Origin of the sequence: Pseudomonas sp. GL-B-12, from assembly GCF_019955895.1 — a bacterium.
Classification (GTDB): Bacteria; Pseudomonadota; Gammaproteobacteria; order Pseudomonadales; family Pseudomonadaceae; genus Aquipseudomonas.
Map to the genome: position 1 here is coordinate 73,370 of NZ_JAHBCX010000010.1, position 13,274 is coordinate 86,643.

Annotated in this window: 15 protein-coding genes; 11 read left to right on the forward strand and 4 right to left on the reverse strand. The window is 61.3% G+C overall.

Annotation, left to right across the window (positions count from 1 at the left end; genetic code table 11):
• Nucleotides 1-31: 31 nt before the first annotated feature.
• Nucleotides 32-799, reverse strand: a complete 768-nt coding sequence (gene gloB / locus KGA85_RS05910; protein ID WP_223459481.1) for a hydroxyacylglutathione hydrolase — start codon at nt 797-799, stop codon at nt 32-34.
• A 65-nt stretch (nt 800-864) separates the two neighbouring features.
• On the opposite strand from gloB, the gene KGA85_RS05915 reads away from it, so the two are divergent.
• From KGA85_RS05915 to KGA85_RS05935, 5 genes are all read left to right on the forward strand, one after another.
• Nucleotides 865-1,623 carry a class I SAM-dependent methyltransferase gene (locus KGA85_RS05915; RefSeq protein WP_223459483.1) on the forward strand — a complete coding sequence of 253 codons (759 nt, stop codon included), beginning with the start codon at nt 865-867 and terminating at the stop codon, nt 1,621-1,623.
• Between the two features lie 93 nt (nt 1,624-1,716).
• The gene (rnhA, locus tag KGA85_RS05920; RefSeq protein WP_007979123.1) at nt 1,717-2,169 is read left to right on the forward strand and encodes a ribonuclease HI; all 453 of its coding nucleotides are present in this window, start codon (nt 1,717-1,719) and stop codon (nt 2,167-2,169) included.
• A gap of 154 nt (nt 2,170-2,323) precedes the next feature.
• On the forward strand, nt 2,324-3,082 hold the full coding sequence (gene dnaQ / locus KGA85_RS05925; protein WP_223459485.1) for a DNA polymerase III subunit epsilon: 759 nt from the start codon (nt 2,324-2,326) through the stop codon (nt 3,080-3,082).
• A 274-nt stretch (nt 3,083-3,356) separates the two neighbouring features.
• Nucleotides 3,357-5,612, forward strand: a complete 2,256-nt coding sequence (locus KGA85_RS05930) for an Orn/Lys/Arg decarboxylase N-terminal domain-containing protein (protein WP_223459486.1) — start codon at nt 3,357-3,359, stop codon at nt 5,610-5,612.
• Nucleotides 5,613-5,626: 14 nt separating this feature from the next.
• Nucleotides 5,627-6,241: a GNAT family N-acetyltransferase gene (locus KGA85_RS05935; protein WP_116261234.1), complete on the forward strand. Its 615-nt coding sequence runs from the start codon at nt 5,627-5,629 to the stop codon at nt 6,239-6,241.
• On the opposite strand, the gene KGA85_RS05940 is transcribed toward KGA85_RS05935, so the two are convergent.
• The gene (locus KGA85_RS05940; RefSeq protein WP_223459488.1) at nt 6,207-7,100 is read right to left on the reverse strand and encodes a LysR substrate-binding domain-containing protein; all 894 of its coding nucleotides are present in this window, start codon (nt 7,098-7,100) and stop codon (nt 6,207-6,209) included. The genes KGA85_RS05935 and KGA85_RS05940 overlap by 35 nt on opposite strands.
• Before the next feature lie 88 nt (nt 7,101-7,188).
• Complete coding sequence (locus KGA85_RS05945; RefSeq protein WP_008051885.1) at nt 7,189-7,416, reverse strand: hypothetical protein; 228 nt, start codon at nt 7,414-7,416, stop codon at nt 7,189-7,191.
• A gap of 175 nt (nt 7,417-7,591) precedes the next feature.
• On the opposite strand from KGA85_RS05945, the gene KGA85_RS05950 reads away from it, so the two are divergent.
• On the forward strand, nt 7,592-8,152 hold the full coding sequence (locus KGA85_RS05950; protein ID WP_223459490.1) for an NADPH-dependent FMN reductase: 561 nt from the start codon (nt 7,592-7,594) through the stop codon (nt 8,150-8,152).
• A gap of 196 nt (nt 8,153-8,348) precedes the next feature.
• On the opposite strand, the gene KGA85_RS05955 is transcribed toward KGA85_RS05950, so the two are convergent.
• Nucleotides 8,349-9,299 (reverse strand): DUF1853 family protein, encoded by a 951-nt coding sequence (locus KGA85_RS05955; protein ID WP_223459492.1) that lies wholly within the window; start codon nt 9,297-9,299, stop codon nt 8,349-8,351.
• A 117-nt stretch (nt 9,300-9,416) separates the two neighbouring features.
• On the opposite strand from KGA85_RS05955, the gene KGA85_RS05960 reads away from it, so the two are divergent.
• From KGA85_RS05960 to KGA85_RS05980, 5 genes are read left to right on the forward strand one after another with little or no spacing between them, the layout of a single operon-like run.
• Entirely contained in the window at nt 9,417-10,307 is an 891-nt protein-coding gene (locus tag KGA85_RS05960; RefSeq protein WP_008016128.1) for an NAD(+) kinase, read from the forward strand.
• Nucleotides 10,307-11,278, forward strand: a complete 972-nt coding sequence (locus KGA85_RS05965; protein WP_150724073.1) for a metallophosphoesterase — start codon at nt 10,307-10,309, stop codon at nt 11,276-11,278. Before KGA85_RS05960 ends, KGA85_RS05965 begins: the two co-directional genes overlap by 1 nt.
• Nucleotides 11,275-12,144 carry a rhomboid family intramembrane serine protease gene (locus KGA85_RS05970; protein ID WP_223459494.1) on the forward strand — a complete coding sequence of 290 codons (870 nt, stop codon included), beginning with the start codon at nt 11,275-11,277 and terminating at the stop codon, nt 12,142-12,144. The genes KGA85_RS05965 and KGA85_RS05970 overlap by 4 nt, the downstream gene beginning before the upstream one ends.
• Before the next feature lie 32 nt (nt 12,145-12,176).
• Nucleotides 12,177-12,437: a YeaC family protein gene (locus KGA85_RS05975; protein ID WP_223459496.1), complete on the forward strand. Its 261-nt coding sequence runs from the start codon at nt 12,177-12,179 to the stop codon at nt 12,435-12,437.
• Entirely contained in the window at nt 12,434-13,264 is an 831-nt protein-coding gene (locus KGA85_RS05980) for a DUF2797 domain-containing protein (protein ID WP_223459498.1), read from the forward strand. Before KGA85_RS05975 ends, KGA85_RS05980 begins: the two co-directional genes overlap by 4 nt.
• Nucleotides 13,265-13,274: the final 10 nt, after the last annotated feature.

The window sequence follows — 13,274 nt, forward strand, 5'->3', positions numbered from 1 at the left end:
TTCAGAATTGTTGCAATCTTGAGAGGCCCCTTTAGAACCTGTCTTTCCATGCTCGAAGCGCAGCAAAAACCATATCGGGCGCCGAGTTATCGGTGCCGGTCCGTTCGTCCGCTTTTTCTTTAACGGATGTTTCACCGGAGCGCAAAAACGGGTTAGTGAGCTTTTCCAGTGCCAGTGTCGACGGCAGCGTCATGATCCCGGATTCCCGTTGGCGGGTGACTTTGGCCAGGCGTTCGGCGGTGTGCGGATTGTTCGGTTCGACGGCCGCGGCAAACTTCAGGTTGCTGAGGGTGTACTCGTGGGTGCAGTACACCTGCGTGTCATCCGGCAGCCCGGCGAGGCGTGTCAGCGAGTTGTACATTTGCTGTGGCGTGCCTTCGAACAAGCGTCCGCAGCCGGCGGCAAACAGTGTGTCGCCGCAGAACAGCAAACCGTGATGGTAATAGGCGATGTGCCCCAGGGTGTGGCCCGGGACCGCGAGGACGTCGAAGTCGCAGCCGAGCACGCTGACCTTGTCGTTGTCCTTGAGCGCAACGTCCCGTGCCGGGATCGTTTCGCTGGCTGGACCATAGACTTTCGCGTCCGTCGCTTTTTTCAGCTGTTCGACGCCGCCGACGTGGTCATGATGGTGATGAGTGATCAGAATATCACTCAGTACCCAGCCCGGATTGGCCGCGAGCCAGGCTTGTACGGGGCCGGCATCACCCGGGTCGACGACCGCGCAGCGTTTGCTGCCGTGGTCTTGTAACAACCAGATGTAGTTGTCGGTGAAGGCGGGCAGGGCAGTGATCTGTATCATCGTCGGATTCGCCAAGCGGAAAACATTGGCGCATCTTAGAACTTCCTGGCGCGTTGGAGAATGCAATGACTGATAAAGCGTTCGCACAGGCTGATCCTGACTGGCTGGCGTTGATCAGCGCCGCCCGTGAATGGCTGGCCGGTCCCCTCGGGCAATTTCTGCTGGGCGAAGAGCGGCGCATGCTCGAAGACGAGCTCGGGCGGTTCTTTGGTGGCTATCTGGTGCATTACGGTCCCTCGGCCCAGACCCCGCCGTCGGCCCCGCAGGTACAGCGCAACGTGCGCCTTGGCGCGCCCTTGCCGGGGGTCGAGATCGTTTGCGAAGAACAGGCCTGGCCTTTGAGCGAGCATGCTGCCGATGTGGTGGTGCTGCAGCATGGCCTGGATTTCTGCCTGTCGCCCCACGGTTTGCTTCGTGAGGCGGCAAGTAGCGTACGCCCCGGCGGGCATTTGCTGATCATTGGCATCAACCCCTGGAGCAGTTGGGGCCTGCGGCATGTGTTTGCCCAGGATGCGCTGCGCAAGGCGCGCTGCATTTCGCCGTCACGGGTCGCGGACTGGCTGAACCTGCTGGGCTTCGCGCTGGAGAAACGCCGCTTCGGGTGCTATCGTCCGCCGCTTGCGTCACCGGCGTGGCAGACCCGCCTGGCCGGTTGGGAGCGCAAGGCCGGTGACTGGCAACTGTCGGGCGGCGGCTTCTATTTATTGGTGGCGCGCAAGATCGTGGTGGGTTTGCGGCCGGTCCGTCAGGAGCGGCGCGAGCCGATGGGCAAGCTGATCCCGTTGCCGATGGCCAAGGTCAACCGGCGCAACATCGAACCGTAATACACACTTTTTTATTTGCTGCCGGGCCTGTCCCGGCTTCGGGCGTCGTCGGTCAGCGATCGGCGGGCCAGCGCATTTTCTGGATAGATTGGCATGAGCGATAGCGTAGAACTGTTCACCGACGGCGCCTGCAAAGGCAACCCTGGCCCTGGTGGCTGGGGCGCACTGCTGGTGTGCAAGGGCGTCGAAAAGGAACTCTGGGGCGGCGAAGCCAATACCACCAACAACCGCATGGAACTGATGGGTGCGATCCGTGGCCTGGAAGAGCTCAAGCGTCCCTGCGAGGTGCTGCTGGTGACCGACTCCCAGTACGTGATGAAAGGCATCAACGAGTGGATGGACAACTGGAAGAAGCGCGGCTGGAAAACCGCGGCGAAGGAGCCGGTGAAAAACGCTGACCTGTGGAAGTTGCTTGACGAGCAGGTCAACCGCCACAAGGTCACCTGGAAATGGGTGCGCGGACACATTGGCCATCACGGCAACGAACGGGCCGACCAGCTGGCCAACCGTGGCGTGGATGAAGTGCGTGGGTACAAGCAGGGCTGATTCGGTTCAACCGATGCACCGAGTTGCGGCCAATCGTCGGAGCGCCGCCCGGAGCCTGCTCGCGAAAGGCGCAACACGGTCCACCTGAAAGACCCCCGCGAGCGTGTTAACATCGCCGCTTTTGCACGATTGACCGATTGAGAGCTGAGCACTGATGGCCACCAGATCCGTTGTACTCGACACCGAAACCACCGGCATGCCGGTGACCGACGGCCACCGGATTATCGAAATCGGTTGTGTCGAGTTGATCGGCCGACGCCTGACGGGCCGGCACTTTCACGTGTACCTGCAACCCGATCGCGAAAGTGACGAGGGCGCCATCGGCGTCCACGGCATCACCAACGAATTCCTCGTGGGTAAGCCGCGTTTTGCCGAAGTGGCCGAAGAGTTCTTCGAGTTCATCAAGGGCGCGCAGCTGATTATCCATAACGCGGCGTTCGACGTTGGCTTCATCAACAACGAATTCGCCCTGATGGGCCAGCAGGACCGCGCGGACATCACGCAGCACTGCTCGATCCTCGACACCCTGATGATGGCCAGGGAACGTCACCCGGGGCAGCGCAACAGCCTCGACGCCCTGTGCAAACGTTATGGAGTAGACAACTCCGGCCGTGAACTGCACGGCGCCTTGCTCGACTCCGAGATTCTCGCCGACGTCTACCTGACCATGACCGGGGGGCAGACCAGTCTGTCCCTGGCCGGCAACGCCTCCGATGGCAATGGCTCCGGTGAAGGAGCGGACAATTCGGCCACCGAGATTCGCCGTTTGCCAGCGGACCGCCCGCCGACGCGCATCATCCGTGCCAGCGAAGACGACCTGGCCCGCCACGCGGCGCGCCTGGAAATCATCGGCAAATCCGCTGGCGCCCCGGCGTTGTGGGTGCAGTTGGCTGAGGCTGAAGCGCAGGCATAACACCAAATTTGGCAGACACTGCTTTTGTGGCGAGGGGGCTTGTCGGAACGCCGCACCGCCCCGTTCGGCTGCGAAGCAGTCGTCATTGCTGCTAGCGTGATTTGCCTGAATAAACACGGGACCGCTTCGCGCTCCAACGGGGGCAAGCCCCCTCGCCACAGAGAAACTCCCTCGTCGCCACAAGTTGGTGCGTCCCGCTCGCCACATCCTCTACAACACTCTACCCTGAGGTGATTGGCAGGCTCTGGTCTGCCGCCTCAGGACACTGTGCCTCATGTACAAAGACTTGAAATTCCCGGTCCTGATTGTCCATCGCGACATCAAGGCCGACAGCGTCGCCGGCGACCGCGTGCGGGGGATTGCCCGGGAGCTTGAGCAGGAAGGATTCAGCGTCGTTTCGGCGGTGGACTACACCGAAGGGCGTCTGGTGGCGTCGACTTACCATGGCCTGTCCTGCATGTTGATTGCGTCTGAAGACGCCAGTACCCACTCCCATCTGTTACAAAACATGGCAGAGCTGATCGGTCTGGCGCGGGTGCGTGCACCGGATCTGCCGATCTTCGCCTTGGGCGAAAAAGTGACCCTGGAAAACGCGCCCGCCGATGCCATGGCCGAGCTCAACCAGTTGCGCGGCATTCTTTACCTGTTTGAGGACACCGTGCCCTTTCTCGCCCGGCAGGTGGCCCGCGCCGCGCGCAAATACCTCGATGGCCTGCTGCCGCCGTTTTTCAAGGCGTTGGTGCAACACACGGCGGACTCCAACTACTCCTGGCACACCCCCGGTCACGGCGGTGGCGTGGCGTATCACAAAAGCCCGGTCGGGCAGGCGTTTCACCAGTTTTTCGGGGAGAACACCCTGCGCTCGGATCTTTCGGTGTCGGTGCCCGAACTCGGCTCCTTGCTCGATCACACCGGCCCCCTGGCTGAAGCCGAGGCCCGCGCGGCACGCAATTTCGGCGCCGATCACACCTTTTTCGTGATCAATGGCACCTCCACGGCCAACAAGATTGTCTGGCACTCGGTCGTCGCCCGCGATGACCTGGTGCTGGTGGATCGCAATTGCCACAAGTCGGTGCTGCACTCGATCATCATGACCGGCGCGATCCCGCTGTACTTGTGTCCGGAGCGTAATGAGCTGGGGATCATCGGCCCGATTCCCCTGAGCGAGTTCAGCCGCGAATCGATCCAGGCCAAGATCGACGCCAGTCCGCTGACCAAGGGCCGTTCACCGAAGGTCAAACTCGCGGTGGTGACCAATTCGACATACGACGGCCTCTGCTACAACGCCGAGCTGATCAGACAGCAACTGGGCAATAGCGTTGAGGTATTGCACTTCGACGAGGCCTGGTACGCCTATGCGGCGTTTCATGAGTTCTTTGCCGGGCGCTACGGCATGGGCACCTCCCGTGATGAAGACAGCCCGTTGGTGTTTACCACCCATTCCACCCACAAGTTGCTGGCGGCCTTCAGTCAGGCGTCGATGATTCATGTGCGCGATGGCGGAGCGCGGCAACTGGACCGGGATCGCTTCAACGAAGCATTCATGATGCACATCTCGACCTCGCCGCAGTACGGCATCATTGCCTCGCTGGATGTGGCTTCGGCGATGATGGAAGGGCCGGCCGGGCGTTCGCTGTTGCAGGAAATGTTCGACGAAGCCCTGAGTTTTCGCCGGGCGCTGGCCAATTTGCGCCAGCACATTGCCGTGGATGACTGGTGGTTCTCGATCTGGCAACCGCCGTCGGCGCAAGGCATCGAGCGGGTCGTCACCGAGGACTGGTTGCTGCAACCCGATGCCGACTGGCACGGCTTTGGCGGCGTGACCGACGATTATGTGCTGCTCGACCCGATCAAGGTCACGCTGGTGATGCCGGGATTGACCGCCGGTGGGGCCCTCAGCGAGCGCGGGATTCCGGCGGCGGTGGTCAGCAAGTTCCTTTGGGAACGCGGCCTGGTGGTCGAGAAGACCGGGCTGTATTCGTTCCTGGTGTTGTTCTCCATGGGCATCACCAAGGGCAAGTGGAGCACGCTGCTCACCGAACTGCTGGAGTTCAAGCGCAGCTACGACGCCAACGTCAGTCTGGCCAGTTGCCTGCCCTGTGTGGCGCAAGAGAATGTCGCGCGCTATCAGGGCATGGGCCTGCGTGATCTGTGCGATCAGCTACATGCCTGTTATCGCAGCAACGCCACCGCCAGGCACCTCAAGCGCATGTACACCGTACTGCCGGAAGTCGCGATGAAGCCGGCGGACGCCTATGATCAATTGGTGCGGGGTGAAGTCGAAGCCGTGTCGATCGATGCGCTGGACGGGCGAATCGCCGCGGTGATGCTGGTGCCGTACCCACCCGGCATTCCGCTGATCATGCCGGGCGAGCGTTTTACCGAGCCGACCCGCTCGATCATCGATTACCTGGCGTTTGCCCGCACGTTCGATAGCAGTTTCCCGGGGTTCGTTGCTGATGTGCACGGATTGCAACATGAAGATCAGGGCAGTGGACGGTGCTACACCGTCGATTGCATCAAGGAGTGAGGACCTTTCCCAGTATGCAGCCGGTTATAAATCCGAATTATCCAGGGTTGTCGGTACGGGTTGCCGACGAGGGTTTCGCCGCCTATATCTGGGGCAGTGATTTCAGTTTTGAAGTCGCGGCCTACGGTGCGGCCGAAATAGGCAAGCCGGTGGCACAGTGGCCGGTCACCCCGATCACGCCTTATCGCAAGTGCTACGGCATCGACCCCGAGGAATTCAGCAGCTTTCGCGATGGCGCCGACAGCGCGATTTTCATGGCGTATCTGGATGACCAGCCCGTGGGGCACCTGGTGGTCAGTACCAACTGGAACGGCTTTGCCCATATCGACGAACTGGCGGTGCACGCACCGGCCCGGCGGCATGGCGTGGCCAAGGCCTTGCTGGACGTGGCGCAGTTCTGGAGCCGCAAGAAGAAACTCCCGGGCATCATGCTCGAAACCCAGAACAACAACCTGGGGGCCTGCCGGCTCTATGAACGCTGTGGTTACGTGATTGGCGGGATCGACCACCTGCGCTATCGCGGCATCGATCCGAATACCGCCGAAGTGGCACTGTTCTGGTACCGACTGTTCGAAAACCCGCTGGAAAACCCGTTCAGTTCGTCAGCATCGCCGCGGCTTGTTCCGTGACGATGGTCAACAGTGCCTGAACCGCCGCAGAGGGTTCGGCGTTTTTCAGGGTCAGGGCGTAGAGACTGATCGGGACCGCCGGCGCCAGCGGGCAGGCGTCCAGCCCCGAGGCTTTGGCGCCGAGGGCGGTGAAGGGGTCGACGATGGCCAGGCCTTCGCCGGCCTCGACCATGCTGCGCATCATCTGATGCGTCTGGACCCGGGTCTGAATCACCGGGGCAGGGCGCAAGCCGTGCAGTTTGTTTTCCAGCGCAGGGCTCAACGGGTCGTGCCCCTCCAGGCCGATCATTGATTGACCGGCCAGATCCTGCAGTGAAATGTATTTCTGTTTCGGTTGCAGCCAGCCATGGGGGGCGAGCAACTGAAGTTTGCCCTGTGCAATCACTTGGCAATCGAGGTCGGCGTGATCGGGGTCATGCAGGCTCAGGCCCAGGTCACTTTCACGCAGCAGCAGGCTTCTGACGATGTCGCGGGTGGGCTGGCTCAGCAGTGTGCAAGGCGCATCGGGCAGGCGTCGGCGCAGGGCCGCGATACTGTGTGGCAACAATTGGTTGGCCAGAGGCGGGGTGCAGACGATTCGCAGCGGCGGCGCCAGGTATTGCCTGAGGCTGTTGGCCAGGCGCTGCACCGGTTCGAGGGCATCGTAGACCCGGGCAATTTCCACCTGCAATTCCCGTGCTTCACGGGTGGCCTGCAATCGTCCGCGCACGCTGGCGAACAGCATGAAACCCAACTGATCCTCGGCGTCGCGCAGCAAGCGCTCGACTTCGGCCACCGGCAGCTGCAGCCATTCGGCGGCGGTGCCCAGGTGACCGGTCTGCAGGAGCGCCTGGATCACTTCGATATGGCGTAAGCGCATGCGTGAAGTCCATGTTCAGCAGGTGGAGGAGTCAGTGGCTGAATCCTACCCCAAGTCCGCGCATATGACTTCTGCTCATAACGACGGGTTATGAAACGCTGGCGGTTTGCGGTTCGCGGGTAATGGTCACGCCGGTTTGCACCAGCATGAATTCATTGTCGTCGACCTTGTTGACACGGTCGCCAATGGCCAGCTTGTAGGTGGTGACAGGGCCTGAACCGTCTACCGCCGGGGTGGAGTCCTGGAACTCGTGCACCGAATAAATACGGCCTTCCGCGTCTCTTGCATGGAACTGACCGACGAGTACTGCTGCCATCTGCTTAGAACCTCTGGAGATAAATCACTCAATTTGCGGCACTGTAGACCGTGCTTGGGCGAGGTAAGTTTTCCTACGGGAAAAAAATAGTCAGGGGCGGTGTTTTCGGTCGCCCACTGCTTGAATCGTCATCTATAACTACAAGCTCTTCCTATCGGACAGTCGAGAAACTCTTATGAGCAACGTCTATACGATCGCCGTCGTGGTCGGCAGCTTGAGAAAGGAATCGATCAACCGCAAGGTCGCACGGGCCCTGGTGGAGCTGGCGCCAGCCAATCTCAAGCTCAACATCGTCGAAATTGGCGATCTGCCGCTCTATAACGAAGACATCGATGGTGCTTCACCGCCGGCAGCCTACAGCACTTTCCGACAACAGGTGAGCTCATCCGACGCGGTGTTGTTCGTGACCCCGGAATACAACCGTTCGGTGCCGGCGCCGATGAAGAATGCGATTGACGTGGGCTCGCGTCCATACGGCAAAAGTGTCTGGAACGGTAAACCGGGGGCCGTTATCAGCGTTTCGCCGGGGGCCGTCGGCGGGTTTGGTGCCAATCACAACCTGCGTCAATCCATGGTGTTTCTGAATGTGCCGATGATGCAGCAACCGGAGGCCTATCTGGGGAACGCCGGTTCGGCGTTCGACGAGGAGGGCAAGTTGTCCGAGTCGGTCAAGCCGTTCCTGCAAAAATTCATCAATGCCTATGGGCAATGGGTCGAACAGCACAAGAAAGTTTGATGGTCATTGACCAGAGTTTTGTCCTGCCAGGCGCTGGATAACCGGCGATGCGGTTATCTCTTTAGACCGGGTTGGCCCCTTCGCGAGCAGGCTCGCTCCCACAGGGTTCTTCAGTGGATACAAGACTTGTGTTCGGCTGAGGCGCAATGTGGGAGCGGGCTTGCTCGCGAAGGGGCCGGCTCAGGCAATACAAGACTCAACCCTGTCCCGGCACATTCGGCCAAAGATCCGCCACCAGAAACAGCCGTTCGGCCTCTTCCCAGTCGCCGCTGGCATTTTCCGTCAGGCGCACCAGCAACTGCGCCGGTGCCAAGGGGTCCAGTTCATCCAGCCACGCCTGCATCTGTCCAGGGTTCCAGGTGTGCTCCGCCGAATAATGCGCCGGCGCCAGCCAGGCGTGGCGGGGCAGGGGTTGCCAGCGACCGGGCGGGCTCTGGGCCAACAACGCCGGCCAATCCTTTTGGTGCAACCAGCGTCCTCGTAAATGCTGTGGATGGGCACCCGACGGCGGGGCAGCCTGTCCGGGCCACGGGTACAGCAAATAACCCCCCAGCCACAAATGGGCGCTGAACGCCTGGATATCCAGCGCCGCCAGCACTTCACGGCTCTCGGGGCGCGCGGAAATCGGCAATTGATGCTGGCTCAGGTGCGCCAGTTTACGGTCGAGCCGGTCGTGGCAGCCCGGGCCCAGCCACTGGGCGGTGTCGTTCCCGTCGCCGGATTGCGGGCCGAGGTAGAGCTTGATCGCCAGTTCCAGGTGATGCACGCCGTCGCGGTCGCGCAGCAGCATGTCCAGTTCACCCAGGGTGTGCCCCTCGCGGCGAATCGGCAGGTTGGCGGCAATCAGTTCAATGCCCGGCGCATGCTGCACGGCGAACTGCCAGAGGCGTTCGTAATACAAACCCAGGCGCCGGGTCCGGGCCTGGGCCAGCCAATGCAGCAGGCCATAACTGTCCCGATCCAGCTGCCGCAGCCAATGCTCCAGCCGATCCGGTGCCTGCACCCAGTCGCTGCCGGCCAGCGGGTGACGCTGCGGCCACGGGGTATCGTCCAGCATGGGCGGCGCGAGGATGACCCACGCCAGGTCACGCACTTCAGGATGGCGTAACTGATGGGGCAGGTGGAGCAAATCCGGAAATAGCATCATCTTGCGAGCATAGCCTGAAACCCGGGCACACCCTTGAAGCTGAAAGGATTTTGTCTACGGGCGGCTTTCGCCCATAATCGGGTTTTTCGCCGCCACGCAGATCCCCGCAGGAGCCCCATGGAGCAATTTCGCAATATCGGCATCATCGGTCGCCTGGGCAGTTCCCAGGTGCTGGATACCGTCCGCCGACTGAAACGGTTTCTGCTCGATCGTCACCTGCACGTGATCCTCGAAGACACCATCGCCGAAGTGCTGCCAGGGCACGGCTTGCAAACCTCGTCGCGCAAGATGCTCGGCGAAGTCTGCGACATGGTCATAGTGGTCGGTGGTGACGGCAGTCTGCTCGGTGCCGCCCGGGCGCTGGCCAAGCACAATATTCCGGTGCTCGGTATCAACCGCGGCAGTCTGGGTTTCCTCACCGACATCCGTCCCGACGAGCTGGAAACCAAGGTCGCCGAAGTGCTGGACGGCCACTATCTGGTGGAAAACCGCTTCCTGTTGCAGGCCGAAGTCCGTCGCCACGGCGAGGCCATCGGCCAGGGCGATGCACTGAACGACGTGGTGCTGCACCCCGGCAAATCCACGCGAATGATCGAATTCGAGCTGTACATCGACGGCCAGTTCGTCTGCAGCCAGAAGGCCGACGGCCTGATCGTCGCGACGCCGACCGGTTCCACAGCCTATGCGCTGTCCGCCGGCGGGCCGATCATGCATCCCAAGCTCGACGCTATTGTGATTGTGCCGATGTACCCCCATACCTTGTCGGGTAGACCGATTGTGGTCGATGGCAACAGTGAGCTGAAAATCGTCGTGTCCAAGGATATGCAGATTTACCCGCAAGTCTCGTGTGACGGGCAGAACCACTTCACCTGCGCGCCCGGCGACACCATTACCGTCAGCAAGAAAGCCCAGAAACTGCGGCTGATTCACCCGCTTGACCACAACTACTATGAAGTCTGCCGGACCAAGCTCGGCTGGGGCAGCAAATTGGGGGGTGGAGGCGACTGATGCTCGATCCCGCGCGTAGCTACGACCTGATCGGTGACGTGCACGGTTGCGCTCTGACCCTGGAGCACTTGCTCGACCGACTCGGTTATCACAAGCAGGGTGGCGTCTGGCGGCATGCCTCGCGCATGGCGGTGTTCGTTGGCGATATCATCGACCGCGGCCCGCGGATTCGTGAGGCACTGCATATCGTCCACGACATGGTCGAGGCCGGTCAGGCGTTGTGCATCATGGGCAACCACGAGTTCAATGCGCTGGGCTGGAGCACGCCGGCGCTGCCCGGCAGCGGCAAGCAGTTCGTGCGCGAGCACACACCGCGCCATGCCCGCCTGCTGCACGAAACCCTGACCCAGTTCGAACACCATCCGGGTGACTGGCACGACTTTCAGCAATGGTTCTACAAATTGCCATTGTTCGTCGATGCCGGGCGTTTTCGCGTGGTCCACGCCTGCTGGGACGCCGGGCTGATCGAACCGCTGCGGGCGTTGTTCCCCAACGGTTGCGTCGATGAGCACTTTCTCCAGGCGTCGGCGGAGTCGGGCTCTTTTGCCTGCACCGTATTCGACCGGCTGCTGCGCGGCACGGATATGCGCTTGCCCCATGGCCTGACCATGACCAGCGGCGACGGCCTGGTGCGTTCGTTCTTCCGGACCAAGTTCTGGGAAGACGATCCGAAAACCTACGGCGATATCGTGTTCCAGCCGGATGCACTGCCGGAACCCGTGGCCCGGACGCCGCTGACGTCCACCGAAAAGAACAGTTTGCTGCGCTACGGCATCGATGAGCCGCTGTTGTTCGTCGGCCATTACTGGCGCAGCGGCAAGCCGGCACCGATCCGGCCGAACCTGGCCTGCCTGGATTACAGCGCGGTGCTGTACGGCAAACTGGTTGCCTACCGACTGGATCAGGAAACCCGCCTGGATCCGCAAAAATTCGTCTGGGTCGATGTCGAGCGGCCGGAGGTGCTGCAATGAGTGCTGTAGCGGTATTGCGTCTGCCCTTGGCGGTGGACTTGAGCGGGTTCGTCACCCTGCTCAAGCGCATGCAAGTGCCCCACCGGGTCAGCGAGGAAGCGGGCGAGCAGGTGCTTTGGGTGCCGAGCAACATCAGTGAAGACGTGCGTGCGCTGTACGAACGGTTTCCGGCGGGCGATCCCGACCAGCAGCTGGACATTCCAGTGGCACAGACCGTCACGCGTCCGGGGTTCGTCGAGCAGTTGAAATACGCCAGGGCCACCGCGCTGGTATTGCTGCTGAGTGTGATTGTCGGCGCGGTGACCATGCTCGGCGACAACCTTGAAACGATGCGCTGGCTGACCTTCCTCGAATTCCGTGTGGTCGGCGAGTACCTCCACTTCACGCCACTGGCCGACAGCCTGGCGGCGGGGCAGTGGTGGCGCCTGTTCACGCCGATGCTGATCCACTTTGGCATCCTGCACCTGGCGATGAACGGCATGTGGTACTGGGAGCTGGGGCGGCGCATCGAGTCGCGCCAGGGCAGTATCAACCTGATCGGCCTGACCTTGCTGTTCAGCCTGGTGTCCAACTTCGCCCAGTATTTTTTCAGCGGCCCGACCTTGTTCGGCGGTTTGTCCGGCGTACTGTATGGCCTGCTCGGGCATTGCTGGATCTTCCAGTTGCTGGCGCCGAACCCGGCTTATCGCCTGCCCCGAGGCGTGCTGGTGATGATGCTGGTGTGGTTGCTGCTGTGCCTGTCCGGGCTGGTCTCGATGATCGGCTTCGGCGAAATCGCCAACGCGGCCCACGTCAGCGGGTTACTCATCGGATGCTTCACCGGTTTGTTGGGCGGTTTGTATAACCGCCGTAAACTGGCCGCCTAATTCAGAACATGCAATAAAGAGATGGAGACCCAATGTCCTCTTTTAACGAAATGATCAACAACATCACCCACGATATCTACGAGAGCCTGAAACTGGCCGTGGAAATCGGCAAATGGTCCGACGGTGGCAAACTCACCGCCGAACAACGCGAGCTGTCGCTGCAGGCGATGATCGCCTGGGAAATCCAGAACCTGCCCGAGGAACAGCGCACGGGCTACATGGGCCCGCAGGAATGCAACTCGAAGTCGATTCAAGTGCCGAATATCCTGTTCAAGTCGGATGCCATCCATTGATCGAGATTGGCCGTGGTGCAATCAGTAAAATGTCGGCGCGCCTGGACGGGCCGAACGTGCAATACGCTTTCCGTCTGGGCGAAACCGAGGTCCCGGTCAATCCGTTGATCGGTACCACGGTGCGCCTGGAATACCTGGGTGCGATCCACTGCATCCATTGCGGACGCAAGACCAAGACCAGTTTCAGCCAGGGCTACTGCTACCCGTGCATGACCAAGCTGGCCCAGTGCGACGTGTGCATCATGAGCCCGGAGCGCTGCCACTTCGAGGCCGGTACTTGCCGGGAACCTGAGTGGGGTGAGAAATTCTGCATGACCGACCACGTGGTGTACCTGGCCAATTCGTCGGGGGTCAAAGTCGGGATTACCCGTGCCACCCAGTTGCCGACCCGCTGGCTCGACCAGGGTGCGAGCCAGGCCTTGCCGATCATGCGCGTATCGACCCGCCAGCAGTCCGGTTTCGTCGAGGATCTGTTCCGCAGCCAGGTGGCCGACAAGACTAACTGGCGTGCTTTGCTCAAGGGCGATGCGGCGGCGGTGAACCTGGCCGAAGTCCGCGATCGACTGTTCGACAGCTGTGCCGAAGGCTTGCTCGGGTTGCAGCAGCGATTTGGCTTGCAGGCGATCCAGCCGGTGACCGATGTCGAACCGCTGGAAATCCGCTACCCGGTCGAGCAGTACCCGGCGAAGATCGTCAGCTTCAACCTGGACAAGAACCCGATTGCCGAAGGCACGCTGATGGGGGTCAAGGGCCAATACCTGATCTTCGATACCGGCGTGATCAATATTCGTAAATACACGGCTTACCAGCTCGCCGTGCATCAGTAAGGACTCCAGC

Bases quoted from the DNA above. Each gene is read 5' to 3' on its own strand.
- gloB (WP_223459481.1), bottom strand. From the start codon at position 799: ATGATACAGATCACTGCCCTGCCCGCCTTCACCGACAACTACATCTGG.
- KGA85_RS05915 (WP_223459483.1), top strand. From the start codon at position 865: ATGACTGATAAAGCGTTCGCACAGGCTGATCCTGACTGGCTGGCGTTG.
- rnhA (WP_007979123.1), top strand. From the start codon at position 1,717: ATGAGCGATAGCGTAGAACTGTTCACCGACGGCGCCTGCAAAGGCAAC.
- dnaQ (WP_223459485.1), top strand. From the start codon at position 2,324: ATGGCCACCAGATCCGTTGTACTCGACACCGAAACCACCGGCATGCCG.
- KGA85_RS05930 (WP_223459486.1), top strand. From the start codon at position 3,357: ATGTACAAAGACTTGAAATTCCCGGTCCTGATTGTCCATCGCGACATC.
- KGA85_RS05935 (WP_116261234.1), top strand. From the start codon at position 5,627: ATGCAGCCGGTTATAAATCCGAATTATCCAGGGTTGTCGGTACGGGTT.
- KGA85_RS05940 (WP_223459488.1), bottom strand. From the start codon at position 7,100: ATGCGCTTACGCCATATCGAAGTGATCCAGGCGCTCCTGCAGACCGGT.
- KGA85_RS05945 (WP_008051885.1), bottom strand. From the start codon at position 7,416: ATGGCAGCAGTACTCGTCGGTCAGTTCCATGCAAGAGACGCGGAAGGC.
- KGA85_RS05950 (WP_223459490.1), top strand. From the start codon at position 7,592: ATGAGCAACGTCTATACGATCGCCGTCGTGGTCGGCAGCTTGAGAAAG.
- KGA85_RS05955 (WP_223459492.1), bottom strand. From the start codon at position 9,299: ATGATGCTATTTCCGGATTTGCTCCACCTGCCCCATCAGTTACGCCAT.
- KGA85_RS05960 (WP_008016128.1), top strand. From the start codon at position 9,417: ATGGAGCAATTTCGCAATATCGGCATCATCGGTCGCCTGGGCAGTTCC.
- KGA85_RS05965 (WP_150724073.1), top strand. From the start codon at position 10,307: ATGCTCGATCCCGCGCGTAGCTACGACCTGATCGGTGACGTGCACGGT.
- KGA85_RS05970 (WP_223459494.1), top strand. From the start codon at position 11,275: ATGAGTGCTGTAGCGGTATTGCGTCTGCCCTTGGCGGTGGACTTGAGC.
- KGA85_RS05975 (WP_223459496.1), top strand. From the start codon at position 12,177: ATGTCCTCTTTTAACGAAATGATCAACAACATCACCCACGATATCTAC.